The following is a 24,269-nucleotide window of genomic DNA, read 5'->3' as shown; positions in this document are numbered from 1 at the left end:
CTCAGTCGGTCGTGTACCGCGGGCGCCCCGCAGGCCGGAACACCTGGATCGTCACGCCCTTCGCGTCGACCCGTGACTCGACCAGGTCGAGCGCGAGATCCGGGCCGGTCCCCGGGAACAGGCGTGCGCCCTGGCCGACGATCACCGGGATCGTGATCAGCGTCATCTCGTCGACCAGACCGTGCGCCAGCAGCCAGCGGGTCAGCACGCCGCTGCCGTGCACCTGCAGCTCGCCCCCGGGCTCGGCCCTCAGGTCGCCGACCGCCGCCGCGAGGTCGCCCCGGAGGACGGTCGTGTCCTCCCAGCGCGACGCGGTCAGGGTGGTCGAGGCGACGTACTTCGGAGCCCGGCTCAAGGCCACGCCGATGGGATGCGCGCGCATCGCCTCGACCGAGCCCCAGGAGCCGGCGAACAGCTCGTAGGTGCGCCGGCCGAACAGGAACGCCTCGGCGCGCCGGTAGGTCTCCGTGATGAACGCCCTGGTCCCGTCGTCGCCCTTTCCCCGGGCCCATCCGCCGCGCTCGAATCCGTTCCTGCGGTCGTCCGACGCGGCGCCGTTTCCCTGCATCACTCCGTCGAGGGTGACCTGGGTCATGGTCGTCAGCTTCACGATGGTGGTTCCTCCGTCCCGGCGCCGCCCCTGGTCGGCGGCCTCACCTCAGCTACGAACAGCGCCGCCCCGATCCGACACCGCTTCGCGGATTTCCTGACGCCGGCGGAAGAGGCCGCTGGAGCGCTGCCGCATCGGCTCCTGGGTAGATTCGGTGATCGTCCGACGGATCCGCCGAGAGGAAACCCGCCATGCCCGCCGTACCTCCCTTCGACCGTCCCTTCGACTCCCCGGTCCGGCGGTTCGGCCTGGGTACGGCGGCGGTCGGGCGCCCCGGCTATATCACGCTCGGGCGTGAGCTGGACCTCCCGGCCGAGCGGACCGTCGCGGCGCTGCGGGAGCGCACGCACGCCCTGCTCGACAGCGCCTACGGCGCAGGCGTGCGGTACTTCGACACCGCCCGCTCCTACGGCCGCGCCGAGGAGTTCCTCGGCGCGTGGCTGGCCGCCCGCCCCGAGGCGGCCGCCGACGTCGTGGTGGGCAGCAAGTGGGGTTACACCTACACCGCCGACTGGCGCACCAGCGGCGTGCCCGCGCACGAGGTCAAGGAGCACTCGGCGGCGGTGTTCGACCGTCAGATCGCCGAGACCCGGGACCGGCTGGGCGCTCACCTGGGCGTCTACCTCGTCCACTCCGTCACCCCCGACAGCCCCGCGCTCACCGATCGGGCCCTGCACGCCCGGCTGGCGACGCTGGCCGCGGAGGGCGTCCGGGTCGGGCTGTCCACCAGCGGACCGGGGCAGGCCGAGGCCCTCCGCGCCGCCTTGCGCGTCACCGTCGGCGGGCGACCGTTGTTCGGCGCCGTGCAGGCCACCTGGAACCTCCTCGAAACCTCCGCCGCGCCGGCGCTCGCCGAGGCGTACGCGGCCGGGTGGCTGGTCGTGGTGAAGGAGGCCATGGCCAACGGCCGCCTCGCCGGGCGCAACGCCACCGGACCCGACACCGCCGCCCTGCGCTCCGTCGCCGCCCGCACGGGCGCCGCCCCCGACGCCCTCGCCCTCGCCGCGGCGGCCGCCCAGCCCTGGGCGGACCTCGTCCTCTCGGGAGCCGCAGGTCCGGAGCAGCTCGCCTCCAACCTCACCGCCGCCGAGCTCACCCCCACCCCGGACGACCTGGCCGAGCTCGCCCCGCTCGCCGAGAGCCCCGACACCTACTGGCGCACCCGCGCGGCGCTGCCCTGGTCCTGAGGCCGCGTCGGACGCAAGCTGACAGCGGGGCACAGGAGAGACTGGTGGAAGGGGCAGCAATGGACCAAGGCACCCGCGGCCGGCTCATCGACCGGCTGGTCGACGCGATCGGTTCGGTCACGACCCCGCACCCGCTGCGCGTCGCCGTCGACGGGCCGCCCGCCTCGGGGAAGACCACGCTGGCCGACGAGCTCGCCGTCGTCCTGCGCGCGCGGGGCCGCGAGGTGATCCGGGCCGGCATCGACGACTTCCTCTTCCCCCGCGCGCAGCGCTACCGGCGCGGCCAGTACTCGGCCGAAGGCTGCTACTTCGACGCCCACGACCGCGCGGCGCTGTGCCGGGTCCTGCTCGATCCGCTGGGGCCCGGGGGAGACCGGAGGGTCCGCTGCGCCGTCTTCGACCGGGACGCCGACACCCCGTCGTTCCCGCCCGCCATGACCGCCGCCGCCGATGCCGTCCTGCTCTTCGACGGCGTCTTCCTGCTGCGGCCGGAACTCATCGACCGCTGGGACCTGCGCATCTTCGTGTCCGTCCCGTTCGAACGGACGGTGGATCGCGCCAAGGACCGGGGCGGGGCCCCGGCCGGCTCCGCCGACGCGGCCGACATCGAACGGTCCTGGCGCGACCGCTACATCCCCTCCCAGCAGCTCTACTTCGCCACGGCGCGTCCGACCGACCACGCCGACATCGTCGTGCACAACGACCGACTCGACCGGCCGACCTGGGACGTCCGACCACGCGGGAGGTGACGACCTCCCGGGAGGAAAACTCCTTCCCGGCGCGCGCCGAAGCTCCGGGAACCGGTCACGTCTCCGGGGCCAGGAGCGTGGCGTCGACGGAGATGTCGATCATGCGGCCGACCAGGAAGGCCGGAACCCGGATGCCGACCGTGCGCAGGTCCAGCCGGCCCGTGGCGGTGACGGATCGTCGACCCTGGGTCGATGCCGGGTGGGCGATCGCGGTCAGGTCGAGCGGGGCCGTGGTGTCGGCGACCGTCAGGCGGCCACGGACCAGCAAGGTGCCGTCGGTCTGCGGTTCGACCCGGTCGGCCCGGAAACCCATCGCGGGGAAGTGGGCCACCCGCAGGAAGCGCTTGCCGCGCAGATCTCCGTCCCGGCGCTCGTGGCCGGTGGAGATGGAGGCCGGGTCCAGTTCGGCCGAGGCGCCGCAGGGGACGCCGTCCGGGCCGACCACGGCGGTGCCGGTGCGCAGGGCGATGGTGCCGGGGACGCGGCGGAACAGGAAGTTGGCCGCGGTGAAGCGGGCGGTGCTGTGTTCGGGGGCGAGCCGCCAACTGCCGGTGGCGAGGCGGTCGGTGTCGGTGGTGGTCATGATGGCGGTGCTCCTTTCAGGGCAGGTCCACGTGGACCAGGCGGTACAGGTCGATGCGGTCGGGGCCGGCGAGCAGGCTCGGGTCCTCGCCGGGCAGCAGCGGAGTGCTGAGGGCGGCGCGCGAGGCCTCGTCCAGCGCCTCGACGGACTCCGCCAGGAGCACGACCAGCACCCCGTTGTCCGCGCGGCGCGCGCGGAGCGTCGCGACGACGCCGGGCACGGCGCTCGTCGCCGGCGTCAGACGTGCGGTGGACGCGCGCTCCTCCGCAGCCGCCCGCGCCGCGTCGCGCGGACCCTCGAAGACGAGAACGGTGGCGTAGTGGGCTGGACGCCCCGGTGCGCTCCCGGCCACCTGCTGCAGCAGCTCGTAGGAGCCCGAGGCGCGCAGCGTGATGAGCACGCCGGGCCCGCGCGTCAACGGGCGACCGATCAGCGCGCCCCGGCACTCCGTGCCGGCCAGCTGTGCCAGCGCCCGCTCGACCCAGTCCTCGTGGACCGGATGGGCGTCGGGAAGGGTTTCCTCGGAGAGGTAGATGGCGGTCATGGTCCAACCGTCGCGCCCGGGGGACGGTCCCCACATCCGTGCCGCCACTGAATCCCCCACTGAACCCGGGCGCTCCGCGATACTGCGGAGGTGCAGAGCAGCGACTTCGTCGGACGTGGGGCGGAGCTGGCCGAGCTGGGCCGGCTTCTCGACACCTCCGCACGGGCCGGACAGGACGCGGTCGCCCTGGTCGCGGGACCGGCGGGGATCGGCAAGAGCAGGCTCGTCGCGGAAGCCCTGAGTCCGCGCGAGCGGCCGGTGGCGCGCGGTCACTGTCCACGGGACGCCGCCGCGCCGCCGCTCTGGCCGTGGCGGCAGGCCCTGCGGTCGGCCGGCGTCACCGCTCCCGCTGCCGTCTCCGCGCCGATGCCGGGGTCCGGGGACGCCAGGCTGGCGGCGGCCGCCCGCTGGGCGGAGCTCGCGGACATGGCGGCCGCCCTCGGCCGTGCGGCTCGGGCGACCGAGGGCGGGCTGGTGGTCCTGCTCGAGGACCTGCACTGGGCGGACGCGGCGAGTCTGGACCTGCTGCGGCAGGTGACCGCCTCGGCAGGGGAGCACGGGCTGCTCGTCCTCGGCACCTACCGCCAGCCGGCGCCGGAGGAGCAGGCCGCGGCGCTCGCGGAGATCACCAGGCTGGGGGCGCGGACGCTGCGGCTCGCGCCGTTCACCGAGGCGGAGATCGCCCGTTTCGTCGGAGCGGCGGAGGCGGCCCGGGCGCACCGGAGGACCGGCGGGCTGCCGCTGCTGGTGACCGCCCTGGGGCGCGGGGCGGACCCCGGCGACCTCAGCACCGTGGTCAGCGGACTGCTCGGCCCGCTGGGCGGCGAGCAGCGGGCGGTGCTGGAAGCCGCCGCGGTGCTGGGCGGCGAGCCGGAGGGGGACCGGTTGGACCCGGGCACGGTCGCGGCCGTGCGGGGACTGTCCGTGTCCGAGGTGAGCGCGGCGCTCGCGGCGGCCTGGCAGGCGGGCGTGCTGACGGCGGACGGCTCCACGGCGGAGCCGGCCTACCGCTTCGGGCACGACCTGGTCCGGGAGGAGATCACCCGTCGCGCCGACCCGGCGACGGTGCGGGCCCTGCACCGTGCGGCGGCGCAGGTGCTGTCCACGACGCCCGCGGCCGCGGCCCAGCCGGGCCGCATCGCGGCGCACTGGCGCCACGCGGGCCCGGAGCACGCCGCGGCCGCGAGCCGATGGTCCACGGCGGCGGCGGAACTGGCCCTGTCCCGCCACGCCTTCGCCGACGCCGCCCGCCACTTCGCCGACGCCGCCCACCCGCCCGGCGCTGCCGCGCTGCTGCGGCTGGCCCGTGCCGAGTACCTGGCGGGCCACTACTCCGACGCCCTCACGACCTGCGAAGCCGCCGCCGCGCTGGCACCGCCCGCCGGACACGTCGCCCCGACCTCCGGTGGCGAGGAGCGCGCCGAAGTACTGGCACAGGCGGCCCTGGTGGTGCAGGGCGTCACGTTTCCGCAGGCTTCTGACGTGATCGCCCGGCTGTGCCGCGCCGCGCTCGCGGAGCAGGGGCTGACGCAGGCGGTGCGGGCCCGGCTGCTGGCGCAGTTGGCGACCGTGACCGCGGAGTCGGGGCTGTCCCCTGAGGCGGTCGAGGCAGCGAGGGAAGCCCTCGCGCTGGCCGAGCGCTGCGGCGACCCGCACGCCGAACTGGAGGCCGCGCGAGCCCGGCAGATGACCCTGCCGCACCCCGACGACGTGCCCGAAAGGCTACGGCTCGGCGAGCTGAGCGCGGCCCGCGCCGATGCGCTCCAGGACCCCCTGGCCGCCGTGCTCGGGCACGAATGGCGGCTCCAGTCCGGGTGGCTGATGGGCCGTCGGGAGGTCGTCGCGGACGCGCTGGCCGCGATCGAGGCGATCGCGGAACGGGTCCCGCTGCCCGTGATCCAGTGGCATCTGCTGCGGGTCCGCGTCGCGCGCGGACAGTTGGAGGGACGCTTCGACGACGTCCGCCGCTGGAACGCCGGAAGCACCGCCCTCGCCCGGGCCGGGGGCGACGAGACCGCCGTCGCCATGCACTACGTGACCTGCCAGCAACTCGCGCTGGTCCGGGGCGACGCCGCCGAGATGCCACCTGAGATCTTCGCCGCGCTGGACGGCGCCCCGCGGATCCCGCTGATCCTTGCGCAGCGGGCCCAGGCGCTCCTTCTGGCCGGACGCCTCGACGACGCCCGTGAGGCGTTCGGGGAGCTGCGCCGGCTGTTCCCCGTCCCGATGACCGCGCTCGCCTGGGCCGCCGTCGTCCTGCCCGTCGCCGACCTGGTCGAGGCGTTCGACGACGCGGAGACCGCCGACGCCGCCTTCGGCCAACTGGTCCTGTTCCGCCGCTATCCCGGTGCGATCGGCGGGTCCACCGCCTACTTCACCGGATCGGTCAGCCGCGAGCTCGGCCGCCTCGCCGCGGTCGCGGGCCGGCCCGAGCAGGCGGAGGAACTGCTCCGGGAGGCGATCGAGCGCAACCTCGCGCTCGGGGCCAGACCGTACGCGGCCCTGGCCGGCCTGGACCTGGCCACCCTGCTGGCCGAGCGGAAACCGGAGGAGGCCGCCGTCCTCGCCGACCGGGCCCTGGCCGCGACCGAGCGCCTGGACATGCCCGGCCACGCCGCCCGCGCCCTCGCCCTGGTCGGCCGCCTGGCCGCGCGCCGTGCCGACGCGGACCCGCTGACCTCGCGCGAGCGCGAGGTCGCCCATCTGGTCGTCCAGGCCTGGTCCAACCGCCGCATCGCCGACGAACTGGTCCTGTCCGAGCGGACGGTGGAGAGCCACGTCCGCAGCATCCTCGCCAAGCGCGGCTGCGCCAACCGCGCCGAGCTGATCAGACGCTTCCCGGGCACCGGGAGCCCTGCGGACGACGGCCGCCCACGCTGACTCCGGGGTGTGCCCGCCGAAGCCCGAGAGGCATCGGTGGGGGGCCGGCCAGTCGCACCGCTACGTCGTGGCCGTGGAGGAACGCAGCGGGACGGTGGCGGGCTTCACCGAGATCGCCCTCGACGCCGAACAGCGGACCCGCTGCCGGCAGGGGGACACGGCCGTCATCGCGGACTTCCGGGGAGGCGGGCTCGGCCTGGCGATGAAGTCCGCCATGATGCGCGGACTCACCGCGGACCTGCCCGAACTGGAGCAGGTGCACACGATGACGGCGCCGGAGAACACCCACATGATCCGGGTGAACGCCGCGCTCGGCTACGAACCCGACCACACCCTGGTCAGCGTCGAAGCCGACGCCGCCGTGCTCGAAGCGCTCCTGGACGCGTAGCGGGGGAGAGCGGGGGAGCCGCCCGCTCTGCGTGTTCGCTCCTGAAGCACGGACCCTTCGGCGCGTATCGTCCACCCATGGACACCGCCGACCCGCCCCGCGTCCTCGTCATCGGGCTCGATCCGTACCGGGTGCCCGGGCCGTGGGATCCCGAGCCGGTGGCCAGGGCGATCGAAGCGGGGCTGGCCACGTTCGCCGCACACGGCGTGGAGGCGGAGACCTGCCTGATCGGCCTCGACGGGAGCGACGACGTGGAAGCCCTCGTCGGGCGTGCGCTGCGGCGTCATCCGTGGGCCTGCGTGACCATCGGCGGCGGCCTGCGGCACTCCGACGATCAGGTCGAACTCCTGGAGCAGGTGGTCAACCTCGTCCGGCGCCACGCGCCCGACGCGGCCATCGCCTTCAACAGCACCCCCGCCACGACCTACGAGGCCGCAGCCCGTTGGATGGCGTGACGCCTCAGTTCCTGGCCGCGAGCAACTGCAGCTCCTGGAACTGCCGCTTGTCGGTGGGCTTCGGCTCGCACAGCACGCGGGCGGTCTCGCTCACGCCGACGTCCCGCAGCAGCTCCGCGAGGCGATCGGGCGACCAGCGATAGGCCGTCGTCACGGTGTGGTCGAAGGACTGCGTCGGAATCGCGGAGTCGTCGGTGGCGTAGCAGCTGATCAGCAGTAGGCCCCCAGGGGCCAGCACCCGGGCGAACTCCGCGACGACGGTCGGGAGGTCCTGCGGGGGGACGTGGATCATCGAGAACCGCGAGAGTATTCCGCCCAGCGCGCCGTCCGGGATGTCGAGCGACGCCATCGAGCCCACCTCGAACCGCAGCTCCGGGTTGGCCTCCCGAGCCAGCGCGATCATCGCGGGCGACGCGTCGACACCGAAGGCGCGCAGCCCCAACCGCCTCAGATGAGCGGTGATGTGCCCCGGCCCGCAGCCCAGGTCCGCAACCTCGCCCCCACCGCCGGCGTGCACGGACTCGGCGAACGCGGCGAACAGTCCCCGCTCCAGCGGCCGGTCGCTCAGCGTGTCGGTGAACTTCCGGGCATAGAGCGCGGCGACGGCGTCGTAGGCGTCACGAGTGACGGGGAGGGAGTTGAGTTCGACCATCCGGGGAATCTAGCCGACCTCACTGACACGGGCGGGGCCCGATCGGCGGAGCGGGGCACTCACGCACGGGGGACACCGCGCCGCGAGTTCCTCGCCGGGGGCGGGCGAACGCGCCTGATCGTGCGTCACCCGATCGGCGGAGCGGCAGACGAACCACTGGACGCTGTCGGCTGCCTATCATCGGCGGATGCACGTTGAGCCCTTCCGCATCCTCGTGCCCGATGCGGTCCTGGACGACCTGCGCGAGCGGATCCTGCGCACCCGCTGGCCTGACGCGGCGCCCGGAGAGCCGTGGAGCCAGGGGGTGGACCGGGACTACCTGCAAGGCCTGCTGGCCTACTGGGCCGACGGTTTCGACTGGCGGGCGCAGGAACGCGCGCTCAACCGCTACGAGCACCGCACGGCCGAGATCGACGGCGTACGCATCCACTTCGTGCATCACCGGGCCAACGGCGGTGGGATTCCGCTGGTGCTGACGCACGGCTGGCCCAGCACCTTCGTGGAGATGCTCGGCCTGGTCGACCGCCTCGGCGACCGGTTCGACCTGGTGGTGCCCTCCCTGCCCGGCTACGCCTTCTCGCAGCGCCCACCCCGGGTGGGCGTCGACCGTGCGTTCGTCGCCGACCTGTGGCACACGCTCATGCAGGGTCTCGGATACGAGCGCTACGGCGCCTGCGGCGGTGACTTCGGCGCCGGGGTCGCCACGCAGATGGCGCTGTCAGAGCCGGACCGGATGATCGGCGTCCACCTCAGCACGGCGGAGATGTCCCCGTACACCGGCCCGGGCGCGCCGCCGCTGTCGCCCGAGGAACACGCCTACGTCGACCACGTGGCCCGCTGGGACGCGACCGAGCGCGGATACAGCGCGGTGCAGTCCACCCGGCCGCAGACGCTGGGATCCGGACTGAGCGACTCGCCCGCGGGTCTGGCCGCCTGGGTGCTCGACAAGTGGCGCGCGTGGTCGGACAGCGACGGCGACCTCGACGCCACGTTCGGTCGGGACGCGCTCCTCACCATGCTGACCGTCTGGTGGGCTTCGGACTCCATCACCTCGTCCCTGCGCGACTACTACGACAACCGCTGGCACGGCACGGCCCTCGGGCCCGATGACCTGGTGCGGGTACCGACCGCGATCGCGGTCTTCGCCAACGAGTTAGTCCCCGAGGGAGAACCGCCACGCTCCTGGTACGAGCGGCTCTACCAGGTGCGGCGCTGGACGGTCTTCCCGCGCGGCGGTCACTTCGCGGCGGCCGAGGTGCCGGACCTGCTCGCAGGCGACATCGCCGACTTCTTCACCGACCCGGGCGACGTCCTCCCCGGCGTGCGATGACCGCGGACGCGCATCGAGCGCGGGTCGGCCGGTTCGGTGTACGGCGGGCCCGTATGCTCGGGGGGTGGTCGGCAGACAGGCGGGGAAGGCGGAGCGGGGCCCGGGGCGGCCGCGGGAGGAGCGGGTGACGACGTCCGTCCTCGGGGCGGTGATCGAGATGGTCACCGAGGAGGGGATGGCCGCCGTCACCATGGATGCCGTCGCCGCACGCGCGGGAGTGAGCAAGCCCGCGATCTACCGGCGTTGGCCGACCAAGCAGGATCTGGTGATCGCGGCGGCGGAGAGTCGGATCGGCACTCTCAGCGTGCCGGACCTCGGCAACTTCCGCGACGAACTGCGGGAGATCCTCTCCGCGCGCTTGGAGGCGTACCGGCGGCCCGGTACGGATCGGCTGCTGGCGGAGTTGATGCGGGCGGCTCAGGATCCGACCTCGCGCGCGCCGTACGCGGCGTACTCCGAGCGGATCATGGCGGAGACGCGGAGCGTGCTCGAGCGGGGGATCGCCCGGGGCGACGTCCGTGCCGACGTCGATGTCCGGTCGGCTGCCACGCTGGTGGCGGGCCCGCTGGTGTTCCGCCTGCTGGGGGAGCGTGAGCGACCGGATGAGCACTTCGTCGACGACCTCGTCGACCTGGTCGCCCGCGCGGTCTGCGTCGCCCCCTGAGCTTCTGCGTCCTGTCCGCTCCCGGTCCGGTTCGCTCCTGCCGCCTGCTCACCTCGCCTTCTCCGGGCTCCTGACCTGACGCGCCCGCTTTCCACTTTCTCGTTCCGGGCCCTTGTCCTCGGTCGCCCTAATATCGATACTGCCGGTAACGAATTTTCTGGCGCCTCAGGGAGGACCCCCATGACCACCACCCTGCCGATCCCCGGACGGCCCGTCATCGACAAACCGCTCTACCACCACGGGCGGCGCACCCTGGAGCGCACCGCCGCCGACGCGCCCGCGGTCGAGTACCGGACCCTGCGGCTCTCCCCGCTCACCCCGCACATCGGTGCGGAGATCGCCGGAGTCGACCTCTCCGCCCCGATCGACGCGGAGCTCGCCGACGAGCTGCGGCAGGCGCTGCTGGAGTGGAAGGTGATCTTCTTCCCCGGTCAGCACTCCTTCGACACCGACGCGCACCTGGCCCTCGCCGGCGTATGGGGCGAGCCGGAGCCGAACCCGTTCTTCCCCCGGGGCAACGTGGTCGGCGTCTCCCGGCTGGCGAAGGACGCCATGGCGGTGGGCAGGGAGAACATCTGGCACAGCGACCACTCCTTCATGGCCGCGCCCGCCCTCGGCTCCGTGCTGCGTTCGGTCGAAGTGCCGGCCGCCGGGGGCGACACCATGTGGGCCGACATGTACGCCGCGTACGACAACCTCACCGACGCGACGAAGCAGCGCATCGAGGCCCTGACCGCCGTGCACGACTGGCTGCCGACCTGGGGCCACACGATGACGGACGAGCAGGTCGCGGCGCTGCGGGCGACGCTGCCGCCGGTGGAGCACCCCGTCGTCGTGCGCCACCCGCGGACCGGGCGGAAGCTGCTCTACGTCAACGAGCCGTTCACCACCCGCATTGTCGGTCTGCCCGACGACGAGAGCCGTGACCTGCTCAACGAACTGGCCCTGCAGGCACGGATTCCCGAGTATCAGGTGCGCTTCCGCTGGCAGCCCGACTCCGTGGTGATCTGGGACAACATCGCCACCCAGCATTACGCGGTCAGTGACTACTACCCCCGGCGCCGCGTCATGGAGCGGATCGCGATCGCCGGCGTGCCGCTCTCCTGAGCCGTTCCCACCTCCCACGTTCCCTGCCGATCGGCAGCAGGCATGCCGGAGTCACTGTGATCGACAACGAACTCGCGCCCCTCGTCCCCACCGGGCCGTCGACGTCCCCTCCGCAGCGCCGCGCCTGGGGGGTCACCGCCCTGCTCGTGGCCTTCATGGTCGTCAACTTCGCCGACAAGTCCGTGCTGGGGCTCGCCGCGGATCCGATCCGCCACGACCTCGGACTGTCGGCGACCGATTTCGGTCTGGCCAACAGCGCCTTCTTCCTGCTGTTCTCGCTGAGCGGCGGGGCGATGGGGCTGCTCGCCGACCGGCTCCGCCCGAGACGGCTGTTGCTGGTCCTTGCCGCGGTGTGGTCCGCCTCCCAACTCCCGATGGCGTTGGGAGCCGGCTTCACTCTGCTGGTCGCCTCTCGGATCGTGCTGGGCGCAGCGGAGGGACCGGCGTTCCCGATCGCCCAGCACACCGCGTTCACCTGGTTCCCTGACCGTCGCCGCAACCTGCCGGGGGCGCTGATCTCGATGGGGACCACGTTGGGCGTCGTCGTCGCCGCTCCCACGCTGACCTGGGTGGTCGGCCACCACGGTTGGCGCTCCGCGTTCGGCACGGTGGCCGTCGCCGGTGTCCTGTGGGCGGTGCTGTGGAGCTGTTTCGGACGAGAAGGCGCACTCCCCGCGACCGGGACCGGGACCGCGACCGGGACCGCGACCGCCACCGTGCCCGGGGCACCCCCGAAGGCAGGTCCCGAGGCTGCCTCCGAGGCCGACGCGCTGTCACAGGCGCCGGTCGTCGTCTCCTATCGGCGCATTCTGGGCACTCGGACCTGGATCGGCATCACGGCCGCCTACTTCAGCACCTACTGGGCCGCCGCGCTCACGCTGGTCTGGCTGCCCTCCTACCTGCACGACGGACTCGGCTATCCCTCCGCCTCCGCCGCCGGCGTGATCGCCCTGGTCTGGGCGGCGACGGGTTGCGTGATGCTGGCCCAGGCGGGGGTGACCGGCCGACTGCTGCGCCGCGGAGTGCCGAGCCGGTGGGCCCGCGCCGGGGTCGGCGGCGTGGCTCTCCTCGTCGCCGCCCTCGGCTGCCTGGGCCTGTCCGGCGCACACCGGGGCCCGGTCGCGGTCGCGCTGCTGGTGGCCGGCTTCGGTCTGGCCGGGGTGATGGTGAACATCTCGGTCACCACGGTGGCCGAGTTCGTGCCCGCGGGGCGGCGCGCCGGCGCGCTCGGTCTGACGAGTGCGGTGGCCACCACGGCGGGGCTGATCGCGCCCACGCTGACCGGGGCTCTGGTGGACATGCAGGGCGTGGCCGGATACCGCCACGCTGTGCTGCTCACCGGAGTCCTGCTCCTGCTCGGCGGCCTGGCCGCGCTCCTCCTCGTCGATCCCGCGCGCGACGCCTTCCGCCTGCGGACGAGGAGTTCCCGGGAGCAGGCGGTGGGCGTCAGGCGTTGCCGCGCAGCAGCGCGCAGGTGAAGGCCTCCTCGACGGCGCGCATCGTGGTGAAGACGGCCGGCGCGGTGCCCGGGGTGATCTGCGCGTTGACCGAGAAGGTCATGGAGCGGCGGCCGTCCGGTGTGCCGACCGCGAGTTGGGTGTAGCCGGGGGTGTTGCCGCTGTGGCCGTACACCACGCCGCAGCGCGTGGTGTAGCGGAAGATCGCCAGCCCCGCCTCGTTGCGGCCGGGCCCCGGCGGCTCGGAGCTGCCGTCGACGAAGGTGAGCTGCTGCCGCCGCACCTCGGGTGAGATCAGCTTGCCGCCCGCGTAGGCGCCGATGAAGAGACTCAGGTCTCTCGGCGTCGAGACGATGCCGCCCGAGGCCCAGACGCCGGAGTTGCCGAACTCGGTGCTGACGTCCTCCGGCCCGGTCGGGGTGGTGGCGTAGCCGTGGAGGTAGGGCAGGGGCAGGGTGAAGCCGGACGGCAGGCTGGTCGCGTCGAGCCCGAGCGGCGTGTAGACGAGCTGCTTGAGGAGCGTCTCGTAGCGCTGGTGGGTCGCCGCCTCGGCCATCAGGGCGACGGCGATGTTGTCGGAGTTCGAGTAGGCGTAGCGGCTGCCCGGCGGGAACGCCAGCGGCTTGTCGGCGACGAAGTCCAGCAGGCGCCGGGAGTCGAACCGGTGGTGCGGATCGTTCCGCAGAATGTCCACGAACGCCGGGGCCCGGCTGTAGTCGGGCAGTCCGCTGGTGTGCTGCAGCAGTTGGCGCAGCGTCACCTTGCCCCAGCGCGCCGGGAGCTGGGGCAGGCGCTCGGCGATGGTGTCGTCCAGGCTCAGCTCGCCGCAGTCGACGAGCGCGAGGGCCACCGCGCCGCTGAAGGTCTTGGCGACGCTCGCGACCCGCATATGGTCGTCGATCCGCGGCGGCCGCCCGGTCCGCACGTCGCCCTCGCCGGCGCGCACGACGACCGTCCGCCCGTCCGTCCTCAGCACGGCGATGGCCCCGGGAGGGCCGCCCGCCTGGCGCACCAGCGCGTCCAGCAGCCGCTGCAGGCGCTGGTCCTTCTGCGGCTGCCCGGCCTGGGCGGGGGCGGCGGCCGTCAGGGCGCAGCAGAGAGCGGTCATCGCGGCGATCGCGGCGGACCGCCGACGGGTGAGCGGCATGGGACTCCTGCCTCCCGGCTCCCGGGGAGAGCCGACGTCAGCACGGGCGGGCGGACTTCGGCTTGCAACGTCACCGCGCCCGCGTGCGCCAAAACCTCCGCGCCGTCATCTCACCCGCCTGCGGCACCTGACGACGGGGACCATCGCCGAGCCGGCCGAGCCGGCCGAGCCGTCCCAACCGGCCGAGTCGGCCGAAGCGGCGCGGGCCTCGCCACCGGCGCGGGCTCCGTCCGGTGTCACCAGGCTCCGGTGACGGGACCGCGGTCGAGCGAGGGCCCGCCCTCGGCGAGCGTGGCCGCGATCCGGTCGAGCACGGGGAGGGCTTCCGCCAGCACGAGCTGTTCGTCCTCGGTCAGGCCGGCGGCGATGGCCCCGGCGAGCAGGCTGACGCGGTCGCGGCGGTCGGTCTCGAGCGCGTCGGTTCCGGCGGCCGTCAGCGCGAGGATCCGCTTGCGCGCGTCGGCCGGGTCGGGGCCGGCTGCCAGGTAGCCCGCCTCGGTGAGCTCCTTGACGGTGACCGCCATCGTCTGGTGCCGCACTCCGCGTCCGGCCGCCAGCTCGGCTGTCGTCATCGGTCCCTGCCGGTCGATCAGATCGAGGACGGTGGCCGGGATCGGGGCCAGGCGATCGGAGGAACGCGTGGCGCGGACCAGGCTGCCGACCGTGATGCGCAGGGCGGCCGCGAGGCCGTCGGGGGAGGGCCGGGGCTGCGTGGGCATGGGCCGAGGTTACCAGGTGTACAGTTTCAGCTGTACAGTCCAGCCTGTAGATATGCTCGGAGAGGACGTTCTGATGGAACTGACCAAGCACGCGCACGCCTGTGTCTCCCTCGCCCGGCAAGGGGCACGGATCGTCATCGACCCCGGCACCTTCACCCCCGACGCCGCGCAGGCGGTGGCCGCCGCCGATGCCGTGCTGATCACCCATGAGCACTTCGACCACTTCGACGAGGAACTGATCGCGAAGTCCCTGGAGGCGAGGCCCGAGCTGCGGGTCTACGGCCCGTCATCGGTGGTCGAACGGTGGACGGCGCGCCGTGGCCAGGTCACCGCCGTCGCGGCGGGGGACAGGATCGCGGTCGCGGGGTTCGACGTCGCGGTCTTCGGCGAGCTCCACGCCTCCATCCACCGCGACATCCCGCGCGTGACCAACGTCGGCTACCTGGTCGAGGGCCGTCTGTACCACCCCGGCGACGCCTACCACGTGCCCGACGCCCGGGTGGAGACCCTGCTGCTGCCCACCAGCGGCCCGTGGACGAAGCTCGGCGAGGCCGTCGACTACGTCCGGGAGGTCGCCCCGGGGAACCTGATCCAGATCCACGAGCTCATGCTCAGCCCCCTGGGACAGCAGTCGACCGCCCGGATCCTGAGCCCGGAGATGCTGACGGAGGTACCCCTGACGCTCGTGCCGGTGGGGGAGAGCGTCACGGTCTGAGCCCGGGCGGCGGCTCTGCGCGGCTCCGGGCGGCTCCGGGCGGTTCCTGGGCCGGCGTGCACGGCCAACCCGGAGTCGGGAAAGCCTGTGTGACGCGGTGTCGAGCTCTGGTGGCCTGAACCGACCACGCGTACCCTGGCCTGCCGTGGAAGAGCTTGTCTTCAGCCGTGCCACCCGGCCGCCGTCGATCAGCCTGATACGAAGGATCGGGTTGGCGGCGCCTCCTCTGGCTCTGCTCTGTTTGCCTTGGCTGGTCTCCGGTCAGTGGCCGGTCGTCGGGATGATCATCGGAGGCATGGCGGTCCTGCTGCTCCTGCTGACGCTGACCTTTCGCGGAGCGTGGACGAAGGTCGACGCGGCCGGGATCAGCCTCACGCACACGGGGCTGGGCCGGGCACGTCTCCTGCCCTGGCAGGACATCGCCGGCGTTCAGATCAACCACTTCAGGACGCAGTCCGGGATCGGGCGGAACGTCAAGGTCGTCCTCCGCGACGGCAGACGCCGCACGCTGCCGATGCTGCTCGACGGGTATGTCGGCCCGGACCCCGACCTCGACCGCAAGGTCGAGGAGATCCGGGACCGGATGAGCCACTACGGTTCGCTCCCCGCACCCGAGAGCGCTGCGCCGGTTCCGGCCGTGGTGGAGTCGGCCGTGTCCCGTGGCAACGCGAGGCTGCGGAGATGGACGTGGCGGTATCTCGCGCCGGCTGCCGCGCTCATGATTCTGATCTTCGGCAGCCTGGACGCCGTGCCCGCGTGGTCGGCGCATCTGGGGGCCGGAAAGCACGGCACGTTCACCGCCACCCAGGTGGACTGCCGTCGGACCTGCACCTGGACGGGCGACTTCACCTCGGACGACGGAGCCGACGTCCGGTCAGGGGTCGTTCTCGGCAGCGGTGGGAAGGTCCACCAGGTCGGCGATCAGATCCCCGCCGTGGACACCGGCGATCGGGTCGACGTCTACCCGCGGGGCGGTGGCGACGACTGGATCGCCGTCTCCGGGAGCACCCTGGTGGGGGCGGTGGTTCTTGCCGTCTGGGTCTGGACCGTGCCGCTGCGGTCGGTGAGGGAGAGGAAGCGCGCTACGGGGCCGGTGCCGGGAATCTGATCCCGACCCGGACCCCGCGGGCGCGGGCGGAGAGAGGTCAGCGCGCCCCGGCGGCCGAGGCACCGGAGCCGGTCGTGCTCACGGCAGCGCCGTTCTGCGCCAGGGAGGCCTCGGCGGCGGCGAGGAGCTCGGTCAGGCGCAGGCCGTAGTGCACGTCGCAGGGATGGGCGGTGCCGGTGCGCACGGACTCCAGCAGGGCGTCGATCGCCCGCCGGTAGGGGCGTTCGGCGCCTCCGGCGCGGGGCGGGAGCGAGGTCACCCCGCCGGTGCCGCGGAGAGTCACCTCGACGCCGGCCGCGGCGGGCGGTGCGGTGAGGCTCAGGGCGACGGTGCCGGCCGCGCCGCCGACGTGGTGCAGGGTGAGCAGGACGGTGTCCCCCGGGCCGCGTCGGGCGGCCAGCGTGGAGACCTCGCCGAGGACGGGCAGCAGCACCGACAGCACGTGCGGTCCGACGTCCCACAGCGCCCCCTTCTCGCGCCGCCAGGGCGAATCGGCGTAGGGGCTGTCGCTGCCGGCCGCGAACACCGAGCCGAGCCACTCGGCGTGCGCGGTGAACCAGCCGCCGGTGCGCGCCTGTTCGGCGATCCACTCGCTCTCCTGCGCGCCGAAGCGAAGCGTCAGGAACACCACACTCGCCACCTCGTGCCGCCGCGCCGCCTCGGCCACGGCGCGGGCCTCCGCGGGGTCGGTGGCCACCGGCTTGTCGAGCAGCAGGTGGCGTCCGGCACGCGCCGCCTCGACGGCGAGGGGGGCCTGCACGGCCGGCGGCAGGGCGAAGGCCACGGCGTCGACGTCGGCGATCAGCTCGGCGGGGCTCGCGTAGACCTTGACCGCATGCCGGTCGGCCAGGGCCTGCGCAGCGTCGGGGCGGCGGCCCCAGACCCCCGCGAACGCGACGTCGCGGTGCGCCGAGAGGGAGGGGGCGTGGACGTGGGAGGCCCAGGGGCCGGTACCGAGGAGCCCGACGCGCAGGGGACTGGGGGTCGTCATCGCACCAGTCTCGCGGGTGCTGCCGGGTCACACCAGGTAGGCGAGGTTCACCATCACGGCGATGTACGCGATCGCCAGAACCGTCCCCAGCACCGCGGCCAGGCCGGCATGCAGGTTCCACCACGGCACCTTGGCCCCGGGGAACCGCTGCACCAGCTTCTTCCAGCTCAGCGTGCCCTGATCGGTGAACGGCAGACCGAGGGCGCGCCAGAGCTCGCCGAGGGCCGCCGCGTCCCACAGCCGTGGCTGGATGATCCGGGGCTTCCCGGCCGTGAAGGTGAGCACGACCCGGTGACGGCCCGGCCCCTGCTGGGGCAGGGTGACGTTGTGCAGCCCGGTCACGGAGCCGACCGGGACCTGCAGTACACGGCGGCCCAACGGGTTGCGGATCGTCAACTCCCCCTCCTCCACCTGGATGGTCGAGTTGAGCCAGCGCAGGCCGATGTGCAGGACGACCCAGAGCAGCGGCAGCACCACGAGAACGAGGCCCGCCGACAGGCCGACCCACCCCAGCCCCTGAGAGCTGCCGCGCCCCCGCGCCAGCAGCAGCCCGACGCGCAGCGCGGCCAGGGCGATCAGCGGAGCGCTCCGGACCAGCGGGGCCACCAGCGCCCGGCCGTCCGGGCGCACCAGCATCCAGTCGGCAACGTCGTCGTCCTCCGCGTCCCACTCCGGGCCCTCCGCCTCCCCGCCCTGCGCCAACCCGGCGTCGTCCCGCGGCTGTGTCATCCCGCCCGTCCCCCTCGCGCTGTTTTCGCTGCTCCGCGGCCCGTTCGTGCGCCGACCGGGCGGCGAGCGGGTGCTGCGGAGATCCTTCCGCACGGTCGCGCCGTGCGCATGGGGGAAAACACGCAGATTCGCACGTATGCGGAAGCCCGGGACGTCAGCCCGTGGACCTCATTGCCAGGGCCCGGGTGCGGGCCCCGTGCATGGTCTCCTCGAGCGGCGTGCCCTCGTGGTAGTGCTGGACCTTGTACCCACCGGCCTCCTCCACCTTCGCGGCGATCCGGCCCGGGTTCAGCCGCATGCCCGTCTCGCCGTTCAGCTCGCCGAGCAGCGCGAAGATCTCCTCCGAGGCGTCGCCATCTGCCCGTGGTCCGTTGTGCGGCTCAGTCGAGCTGGGTTCAACGGTCAGAACTGGGAAGGTTGTTACCAAGCCGGTTCAAGCGCCGGTTGCGTCCTGGGAAGTGGTGTACGGGTTTCCACCTGATCCGGGGGTTTGCTCCTGAATCGGTTGGGTGCCCGCATAGTTGAACGGCCATCGGCTGATCTTCGAGGTGTCTAAGCCCGAAGGAGACCAGCACGATGACCGCACCTGACAGTCTGCCCCTGCACGCCACGATTGAGGCGAACTTGGCCTCGGCGAGTCCCGATCTGCTGCGCGCGATGGTCAAGACGTTCGCCGACGCGCTCATGTCCGCGGAGGCCGACGCTCTCTGCAACGCCGAATACGGGCAGGTCAGCGACGAACGCGTCAACCACGCAACGGCTACCGCCCGCGCGAGTGGGACACCCGCGCCGGCACCGTCGAGCTGGCCATCCCCAAACTGCGGTCGGGCTCCTACTTCCCCACCTGGCTGCTGGAACGCCGACGCCGGGCCGAGCAGGCCCTGATCTCGGTCGTCGCCACCGCCTACCTCCTCGGCGTCTCCACCCGCCGTGTCGAGAAGCTCGCCGAGACCCTGGGCGTCACCCAGCTGTCGAAGTCCCAGGTCAGCGAGATGGCCAAGCACCTGGACGCCCGGGTCGCGGAGTTCCGCAACCGCCCCCTGGACCAGGGGCCCTACACCTTCGTCTGGCTCGACGCGCTGACCCAGAAGGTCCGCGAGGGCGGCCGCGTGGTCAACATCGCATGCCTGGTCGCCGTCGGCGTCAACAACGAGGGCCAGCGCGAAGTCCTGGGCCTGGACGTCGCCACCGTCGAGGACGGAGCCGGCTGGACCGCATTCCTGCGGTCCCTGGTCGCCCGCGGCCTGGCCGGGGTGAAGCTGGTTGTCTCCGACGCCCACACAGGCCTGGTCGACGCCGTCGCCGGGGTCCTGCCCGGCGCGAGCTGGCAGCGCTGCCGCACCCACTACGCCCGCAACCTCCTGACTAAGGTCCCCAAATCGGCCCAGCCGTGGGTCGCCACACTGCTGCGGACCGTGTTCGAGCAGCCCGACGCCGACGCGGTCCATCAGCAGATGGGTCAGGTGATCGGCTCGCTGCACGAGAAGTTCCCCGCCGCGGCCGAGCACCTGGAGAACGCCCGCGAGGACCTGCTGGCGTTCGCCGCCTTCCCACGCACGGTCTGGAAGAGCATCTGGAGCAACAACCCGCAGGAACGGCTGAACAAGGAGATCCGCCGCCGCACCGACGTCGTCGGGATCTTCCCCGACCGAGCCTCCGTCATCAGGCTGGTCGGCGCTGTCCTGGCCGAGCAGAGCGACGAATGGGCCGAGCAACGGCGCTACATCGGGTCCGAGATCCTCGGCCGCTGCCGCCTCCACCCGATCGAGGGAGAACCCACCGACGACACCAACCCGACCGCCCTTACCGCCTAATCTGCAAAGAGATCACCGACTGGCCGTCGATACACCACGCCAGCGGACGTGACCTCAAGCGCCACCCTGTGTGCATGCGTCGGATGGATGAACTGATCTACCTCTCAGAGGCGAAGCTCGCCCAGTTTCAGCATGATCTAGCGAGGAACCCCGGCCGTTCACGGCCGGGAGGAATCGCTTCCTGAGCCACGGCGGTGCGGAGCGCCGCCGTTTCACTGTGGGCGGTTCTGGTTCTCGATGTATTCCTTGATGATCGATAGTGGTGCGCCGCCGCATGATGCGGGCGAAGTAGCTGGGTGACCAGAAGTGTTCGCCCCACAGGTACTTACGGATGTGGGCGGGGAACTCCTGGCGGAGCCTGTGGGCCGAGACGCCCTTGAGTGAGCCCACCAGGCGTGAGAGGGCGACCTTGGGCGGGTAGCGCACCAGTAGGTGGACGTGGTCGCGTTCGCGATTGAACTCGACCAGCTCGGTTTCGAAGTCGGCGCGGACGGCACGCATGGTCGCTTCGCAGCGTCGCAGGATCTCGTCGGTGAACGGTCCGCGCCGGTACTTGGGCGTGAAGACCAAGTGTGCATGGAGGGTGTGGACAACCGTACGGCCCCTGCGAATGCTGGGGTTTGGTTCCCATCGTGGTGACATGGATCAATGTATTGTCATGCCCGTGAAGATCGTTAGGCAGGTGAAGCTGATGCCGGAGGCCGACCAGGCCGCCGTGCTGCGCTCCACCCTGCGCACGGTCAACGAGGCGGCTTGCTGGGTGTCCGGGGTGGCGTTCGAGCGTGGCGTGCCGCGTGAGTTCGAGCTGCGCAAGCTCACCTACGCCGAGCTGAGGGCGCGTGGGCTCGGGGCGCAGGCCGCGCAGCACGTGATCAAGAAGACCCGTGACGCCTACACCACGTTGCAGGCGAACATCCGCGCCGGGAACCTGGGCAAGGCGGGGGCCAAGCGCCGCATCAAGGCGGAGTCGAAGCCGATTGCGTTCCGGCCCGAGGCCGCGCAGCCATACGATGACCGGTGTTTGAGCTGGCAGTACGACCAGTGGACCGTGTCGATCTGGACGACCGCTGGGCGTCTGAAGGGCGTGCGCTTCGTGTGCTCGCCCGATGCCCTCACGATGCTGCGTGAGCACCGCAAGGGCGAGTCCGACCTGATCGAACGTGAGGCGTGTTCTACCTGATCGCCGTCTGCGACGTGCCCGAGACGCCGCTCAATGAGGACCCTGCCGGGTTCGTCGGCGTTGACCTCGGCATCGCCAACATCGCTACCGCGTCCTCCGGCTACCGCGCCGCCGGGCGCGGCCTGAACCGGCACCGCGAGCGACAACGTGACCTGCGGATGAAGTTGCAGGCCAAGGGCACCAAGTCCGCGAAGCGTCTCCTCAAGAAGCGCTCTCGCAAGGAACAGCGGCACGCCGCCAACACCAACCACGTCATCTCCAAGACCATCGTCACCACCGCTGAACGCACCGGCTCCGGTATCGCCCTGGAAGACCTCACGGGCATCCGCAACCGGGTACGGCACCGCAAGGACCAGCGGACCAAACTGCACTCGTGGAGCTTCCACCAGCTCGCCTCCTTCGTGGAGTACAAGGCCAAGCGGGCCGGAGTGCCGCTGGTGTACGTCGATCCGGCGTACACCAGCCAGCAGTGCTCCCAGTGCCACCACATCGAGCGCGGCAACCGCGTCGATCAAGCAACGTTCGCGTGCCGCGCCTGCGGCGTGATCATGCACGCGGACGACAACGCGTCCCACAACATCGCCCGAAAGGGCGCGAACGTGTGGACTGCGGGGCGTGAGTCACGCGTCCCAGAGCCAGCCTGACGGCAGCTCTCAGACGTGGGAGGCCACGCGACAGCCAGTCGCGCCCTACCCACAAGCCCGGTCCTTCATGCCGGGTCAAGTTGACGAGCGGGGCAAGGGGTGGCGGGGACCACGCATCAGTAAGGTGAACGCGAAGGGCCCCGTGGGCATCGGCGAGTTCCAGGTCAGGACGGCCGACCCGTCCGCTCCGGCGCAGCCGCGCGGGGATCTGGCGAGGGTCATTCGCTACTTCGATCGAATGAAACTGCCACTGGCCTCGTACGACGCCGCAGCGGTCGAGGCAGGCGAGTGGGTGCGCTTCGACGCGCGCCTGAACTGCACCACGATCGAACCGAACTGGAGCGGGGCCAACGGCCCGGTGCTCTTCTTCTGGCAGCCGGAGGCCCTCGTGGGGGCGGCCCAGTCCGGCATGGTGCTGCACGGCTCCCCGAAGCATCTGCTCGGTGCCCACCAAGCGGACGCGGCAGTCCCTGCCCGCCACTTTCGGATCTCGCCGTTGTTCTCGGTTCCCCTTTGGCGCCTCCTGCAGCACGAAGGGCGACAACGTCCGGAGCCCGGCGGGCAGGCCACCGAAGGTGCCGTCAGGTTGATCCGCCAGCTCGGGGCTGATCTGCCATCCGGACTGGCGGGCAGGATGAGCGGTCTCGCGAGAGTGTCGTTCCGGCTCGACGTCGAGGGGCGTGACGTGGTCTTCGCCAGTCCTCTGTACGTGGCGCGCGGCCACGGCCGGTCCGGGGCTGCCGTATAGCCGTACGGCGGGCCGCCGACGTCGGTGGCCCGGAGCGGCAGGACGGGCGTTGGGACATCGTCCCCGTCATCCCACACCGCAGGTCAGGGCCGTGGGACATCCCCGAGGCGCAGGGGGGACGGATCCTTCTTGATCGCGGACGGAACCGTGTGTGAGTGTTCTGCCCAGCGGCGGGACAGCCCGTCCAGTCCGTGGACGGCGTTGCGTGCTGCATTCCCGCCGCCGCCGTCCGCGCACAACTGACGTCGCGTTGGGCACCTACAGGGGGAACACTATGTCATCACGACTTCGCCGGGCCGTCTCCGGATCGCTGGCCGTCGCCGCGCTGACCGCCGTCATGTTGGGCGGGGGCGCCACCAGCGCTTCGGCCCATGCCTACGAGAGCCAGCTGGTGAAGGGGGAGTACCTCGGAGCCGGCGACTACATCCAGCGGCTGACCCTGACCGGAGGGGACTTCACGCTGATCATGCAGTCGGACGGCAACCTGGTCGAGTACCGCGACGAGGCCTCGTACGGCCGCAAGGTCTGTTGGGCCTCGAACACGCGGTACCACGGCGGAACCCACGTCGTCTACCAGAACGACGGGAACTTCGTCATGTATCCCGACTGGAGCACCAAGGCGGTGTGGTCCAGCAACACCTACAACGGCGGCGGAAGCACGGTCGACATCAACAAGTTCGGCGTGATCTACGTCGGGACCACGCCGATCACCGGCATGTGCTCGTAGCGAGGGCCGGGCCCGCCGTCCCGGTCACAGCGGTCGGTGCGTCGCCCCGGGCCAGATCTCGGGGTGGTCGTCCCAGTAGACCTCGGCCGGGTCACGGGGGTCGACGTCGGGGCGCTCGTGGGAGACGTGGCGGACGAACTCGGCGTGGGTGGCGCACGGGTAGGGCTGGGTGACGGAGCCGTTCTCGCGCATGACGCGGACGTAGCGGTGACGGAGCCTCGGGTTCAGCGCGGACACCTGGACCGGGCAGTCGGGGTTGGGCCAGGTGGTGTGCTCCGCCTGGGTCCGGGTGCGGGCGCGACGGGTCGGCGCCGGGGGCAGGGGCAGGTCGCCGAATCCGGGCGGCAGGAGGGCGGGCGCCGGCTCGGCGGGGGGTTCCGGCCAGGCGACGTCGACGACGGTGGCGCTGCCGACGACTCGTTCCCCGTCGCGCATGGTGATCACGTCGCCCGGCATCAGCTTGTGCCAGTGCTCGCTGTCCAGCGGGAGCAGTCGTCCGAACGCGCGGCCGCCGGCGCGCAGGGGCTCGTCGCCCTCCAGCCAGAGCGCCGCCACCCGCACCGCGCGGTAGCTGCTGACGGCGTGCTCGCCCAGATCCCACAGGGGCTGCAGCCCTCGTCCCGGCGGGATCGCCGCGAGGTCGCCGTCCGCGGCGAGGATGAGGTCGATGCGCAGTCGGCCGCGCAGCGCCTCGGTGGTGCGCCAGCGGTACCACGCGGCGCCGGGCTCGCCGGGGAGCTGTTCGGCGGCGTCGCCCAGGAACTCCCAGAAGCGCGGCGGTGCGGAGTGCCGGTCTCCGGCCTCGGCGAGGGCTTTCAGTGCGGCGGCGTGGTCGCCCTCGGCGACGAGCGCGCGGGCGATGTCGGCGGCGCCGCCCGGCAGCAGTGCGGCGGCGGATTCGAGGACGTCTTCGAGATGCACGTCCGGCCTCTGTTCGGTTCGTCTGCGGTCAGGATCGGCGGTGCCCGGGGCCGGGACCCGGCCGGACGGGTCCTCCGGCGGCAGGGTCGGCTCGGTGGTCACGGCTCCACCGTATCGACTCGGCGCGGAGACGGCGTGCGCGGGATGCGCGGCGCAGGCCGGCGAACCCGCGCCGCGCGGCGGGGCCCGACCGGCCCGCCGTCCGGCCCGCCCGTCGTTA

At 72.4% G+C, this 24,269-nt stretch carries 23 protein-coding genes and 3 pseudogenes; 15 read left to right on the top strand and 11 right to left on the bottom strand.

From position 1 onward, the window contains the following. Nucleotide 1: 1 nt before the first annotated feature. The gene (locus BS83_RS13230; RefSeq protein WP_037603961.1) at nt 2–610 is read right to left on the bottom strand and encodes a dihydrofolate reductase family protein; all 609 of its coding nucleotides are present in this window, start codon (nt 608–610) and stop codon (nt 2–4) included. Nucleotides 611–801: 191 nt separating this feature from the next. Between BS83_RS13230 and BS83_RS13225 the strand changes: the two genes are divergently transcribed. Beyond that, nucleotides 802–1,797: an aldo/keto reductase gene (locus BS83_RS13225; RefSeq protein WP_037603956.1), complete on the top strand. Its 996-nt coding sequence runs from the start codon at nt 802–804 to the stop codon at nt 1,795–1,797. 59 nt (nt 1,798–1,856) lie between these two features. Further along, nucleotides 1,857–2,546, top strand: a complete 690-nt coding sequence (locus tag BS83_RS13220; protein ID WP_037603954.1) for a cytidylate kinase family protein — start codon at nt 1,857–1,859, stop codon at nt 2,544–2,546. 55 nt (nt 2,547–2,601) lie between these two features. Here BS83_RS13220 and BS83_RS13215 read toward each other — a convergent pair whose 3' ends face one another. Beyond that, nucleotides 2,602–3,129 carry a YceI family protein gene (locus BS83_RS13215; protein ID WP_051943009.1) on the bottom strand — a complete coding sequence of 176 codons (528 nt, stop codon included), beginning with the start codon at nt 3,127–3,129 and terminating at the stop codon, nt 2,602–2,604. Between the two features lie 16 nt (nt 3,130–3,145). Then, nucleotides 3,146–3,673, bottom strand: a complete 528-nt coding sequence (locus tag BS83_RS43890) for a hypothetical protein (RefSeq protein WP_051943008.1) — start codon at nt 3,671–3,673, stop codon at nt 3,146–3,148. Nucleotides 3,674–3,763: 90 nt separating this feature from the next. Here BS83_RS43890 and BS83_RS13205 point away from each other — a divergent pair, with 90 nt between their 5' ends. The 3 genes from BS83_RS13205 to BS83_RS13195 all read left to right on the top strand — a co-directional run bounded on the left by BS83_RS13205 (nt 3,764) and on the right by BS83_RS13195 (nt 7,396). Next, the gene (locus BS83_RS13205) at nt 3,764–6,553 is read left to right on the top strand and encodes an ATP-binding protein (RefSeq protein ID WP_051943007.1); all 2,790 of its coding nucleotides are present in this window, start codon (nt 3,764–3,766) and stop codon (nt 6,551–6,553) included. Nucleotides 6,554–6,626: 73 nt separating this feature from the next. Beyond that, on the top strand, nt 6,627–6,941 hold the full coding sequence (locus tag BS83_RS13200) for a GNAT family N-acetyltransferase (protein ID WP_157597167.1): 315 nt from the start codon (nt 6,627–6,629) through the stop codon (nt 6,939–6,941). Nucleotides 6,942–7,018: 77 nt separating this feature from the next. Continuing rightward, nucleotides 7,019–7,396: a hypothetical protein gene (locus tag BS83_RS13195; RefSeq protein ID WP_037603950.1), complete on the top strand. Its 378-nt coding sequence runs from the start codon at nt 7,019–7,021 to the stop codon at nt 7,394–7,396. Nucleotides 7,397–7,400: 4 nt separating this feature from the next. Here the strand turns inward: BS83_RS13195 and BS83_RS13190 are convergent, their stop codons facing one another. Then, nucleotides 7,401–8,048: a class I SAM-dependent DNA methyltransferase gene (locus tag BS83_RS13190; protein WP_037603947.1), complete on the bottom strand. Its 648-nt coding sequence runs from the start codon at nt 8,046–8,048 to the stop codon at nt 7,401–7,403. 187 nt (nt 8,049–8,235) lie between these two features. Here BS83_RS13190 and BS83_RS13185 point away from each other — a divergent pair, with 187 nt between their 5' ends. The 4 genes from BS83_RS13185 to BS83_RS13170 all read left to right on the top strand — a co-directional run bounded on the left by BS83_RS13185 (nt 8,236) and on the right by BS83_RS13170 (nt 12,627). After that, nucleotides 8,236–9,378, top strand: coding sequence for an epoxide hydrolase family protein (locus tag BS83_RS13185; protein ID WP_037603939.1), 1,143 nt, complete (start codon nt 8,236–8,238; stop codon nt 9,376–9,378). Between the two features lie 124 nt (nt 9,379–9,502). Next, a complete protein-coding gene (locus BS83_RS13180) occupies nt 9,503–10,042 on the top strand; it encodes a TetR/AcrR family transcriptional regulator (protein WP_232248258.1) in 540 nt (179 codons plus the stop codon). 180 nt (nt 10,043–10,222) lie between these two features. Next, nucleotides 10,223–11,149, top strand: coding sequence for a TauD/TfdA dioxygenase family protein (locus BS83_RS13175; protein ID WP_037603934.1), 927 nt, complete (start codon nt 10,223–10,225; stop codon nt 11,147–11,149). A gap of 56 nt (nt 11,150–11,205) precedes the next feature. Further along, nucleotides 11,206–12,627, top strand: coding sequence for an MFS transporter (locus BS83_RS13170; RefSeq protein WP_051943006.1), 1,422 nt, complete (start codon nt 11,206–11,208; stop codon nt 12,625–12,627). On the opposite strand, the gene BS83_RS13165 is transcribed toward BS83_RS13170, so the two are convergent. Both BS83_RS13165 and BS83_RS13160 read right to left on the bottom strand, forming a co-directional pair. After that, nucleotides 12,596–13,753 carry a serine hydrolase domain-containing protein gene (locus BS83_RS13165; protein WP_037603932.1) on the bottom strand — a complete coding sequence of 386 codons (1,158 nt, stop codon included), beginning with the start codon at nt 13,751–13,753 and terminating at the stop codon, nt 12,596–12,598. The two genes, BS83_RS13170 and BS83_RS13165, sit on opposite strands and share 32 nt — an antisense overlap. Nucleotides 13,754–13,989: 236 nt before the next feature. Then, on the bottom strand, nt 13,990–14,472 hold the full coding sequence (locus BS83_RS13160) for a MarR family winged helix-turn-helix transcriptional regulator (protein ID WP_051943005.1): 483 nt from the start codon (nt 14,470–14,472) through the stop codon (nt 13,990–13,992). A 73-nt stretch (nt 14,473–14,545) separates the two neighbouring features. Between BS83_RS13160 and BS83_RS13155 the strand changes: the two genes are divergently transcribed. Together BS83_RS13155 and BS83_RS13150 are read left to right on the top strand one after the other, a co-directional pair. Beyond that, nucleotides 14,546–15,187 carry an MBL fold metallo-hydrolase gene (locus BS83_RS13155; protein ID WP_037603922.1) on the top strand — a complete coding sequence of 214 codons (642 nt, stop codon included), beginning with the start codon at nt 14,546–14,548 and terminating at the stop codon, nt 15,185–15,187. Nucleotides 15,188–15,482: 295 nt separating this feature from the next. Beyond that, nucleotides 15,483–16,295, top strand: a complete 813-nt coding sequence (locus BS83_RS13150; RefSeq protein WP_198035229.1) for a PH domain-containing protein — start codon at nt 15,483–15,485, stop codon at nt 16,293–16,295. A gap of 37 nt (nt 16,296–16,332) precedes the next feature. Here BS83_RS13150 and BS83_RS13145 read toward each other — a convergent pair whose 3' ends face one another. The 3 genes from BS83_RS13145 to BS83_RS13135 form a co-directional block, all read right to left on the bottom strand. After that, nucleotides 16,333–17,286 carry a Gfo/Idh/MocA family protein gene (locus BS83_RS13145; RefSeq protein WP_051943004.1) on the bottom strand — a complete coding sequence of 318 codons (954 nt, stop codon included), beginning with the start codon at nt 17,284–17,286 and terminating at the stop codon, nt 16,333–16,335. Nucleotides 17,287–17,313: 27 nt separating this feature from the next. Then, complete coding sequence (locus tag BS83_RS13140) at nt 17,314–18,015, bottom strand: hypothetical protein (RefSeq protein ID WP_037603919.1); 702 nt, start codon at nt 18,013–18,015, stop codon at nt 17,314–17,316. Nucleotides 18,016–18,169: 154 nt separating this feature from the next. Then, on the bottom strand, nt 18,170–18,442 hold the full coding sequence (locus BS83_RS13135) for a hypothetical protein (RefSeq protein WP_037603917.1): 273 nt from the start codon (nt 18,440–18,442) through the stop codon (nt 18,170–18,172). Nucleotides 18,443–18,591: 149 nt separating this feature from the next. Between BS83_RS13135 and BS83_RS13130 the strand changes: the two are divergent. Further along, nucleotides 18,592–19,829, top strand: a pseudogene (locus BS83_RS13130) (IS256 family transposase). Between the two features lie 212 nt (nt 19,830–20,041). Here BS83_RS13130 and tnpA read toward each other — a convergent pair. Then, a pseudogene (gene tnpA, locus BS83_RS43885) lies at nt 20,042–20,471 on the bottom strand (IS200/IS605 family transposase). On the opposite strand from tnpA, the pseudogene BS83_RS13125 reads away from it, so the two are divergent. The 3 genes and pseudogenes from BS83_RS13125 (at nt 20,470) to BS83_RS41780 (ending at nt 23,128) form a co-directional block, all read left to right on the top strand. Continuing rightward, a pseudogene (locus tag BS83_RS13125) lies at nt 20,470–21,653 on the top strand (RNA-guided endonuclease InsQ/TnpB family protein). The pseudogenes tnpA and BS83_RS13125 sit on opposite strands and share 2 nt — an antisense overlap. Before the next feature lie 67 nt (nt 21,654–21,720). After that, nucleotides 21,721–22,401 carry an SAVMC3_10250 family protein gene (locus tag BS83_RS13120; protein ID WP_269664852.1) on the top strand — a complete coding sequence of 227 codons (681 nt, stop codon included), beginning with the start codon at nt 21,721–21,723 and terminating at the stop codon, nt 22,399–22,401. 274 nt (nt 22,402–22,675) lie between these two features. Further along, nucleotides 22,676–23,128, top strand: a complete 453-nt coding sequence (locus BS83_RS41780; RefSeq protein WP_051943003.1) for a hypothetical protein — start codon at nt 22,676–22,678, stop codon at nt 23,126–23,128. A gap of 24 nt (nt 23,129–23,152) precedes the next feature. On the opposite strand, the gene BS83_RS41775 is transcribed toward BS83_RS41780, so the two are convergent. Further along, nucleotides 23,153–24,151, bottom strand: coding sequence for a hypothetical protein (locus BS83_RS41775; protein WP_051943002.1), 999 nt, complete (start codon nt 24,149–24,151; stop codon nt 23,153–23,155). Nucleotides 24,152–24,269 lie beyond the last annotated feature (118 nt).

Origin of the sequence: Streptacidiphilus rugosus AM-16, assembly GCF_000744655.1 — a bacterium.
Taxonomy (GTDB): Bacteria; Actinomycetota; Actinomycetes; order Streptomycetales; family Streptomycetaceae; genus Streptacidiphilus; species Streptacidiphilus rugosus.
Note: the sequence above shows the minus strand (reverse complement) of the source record. Positions and strands in the feature narration are given on the sequence as shown.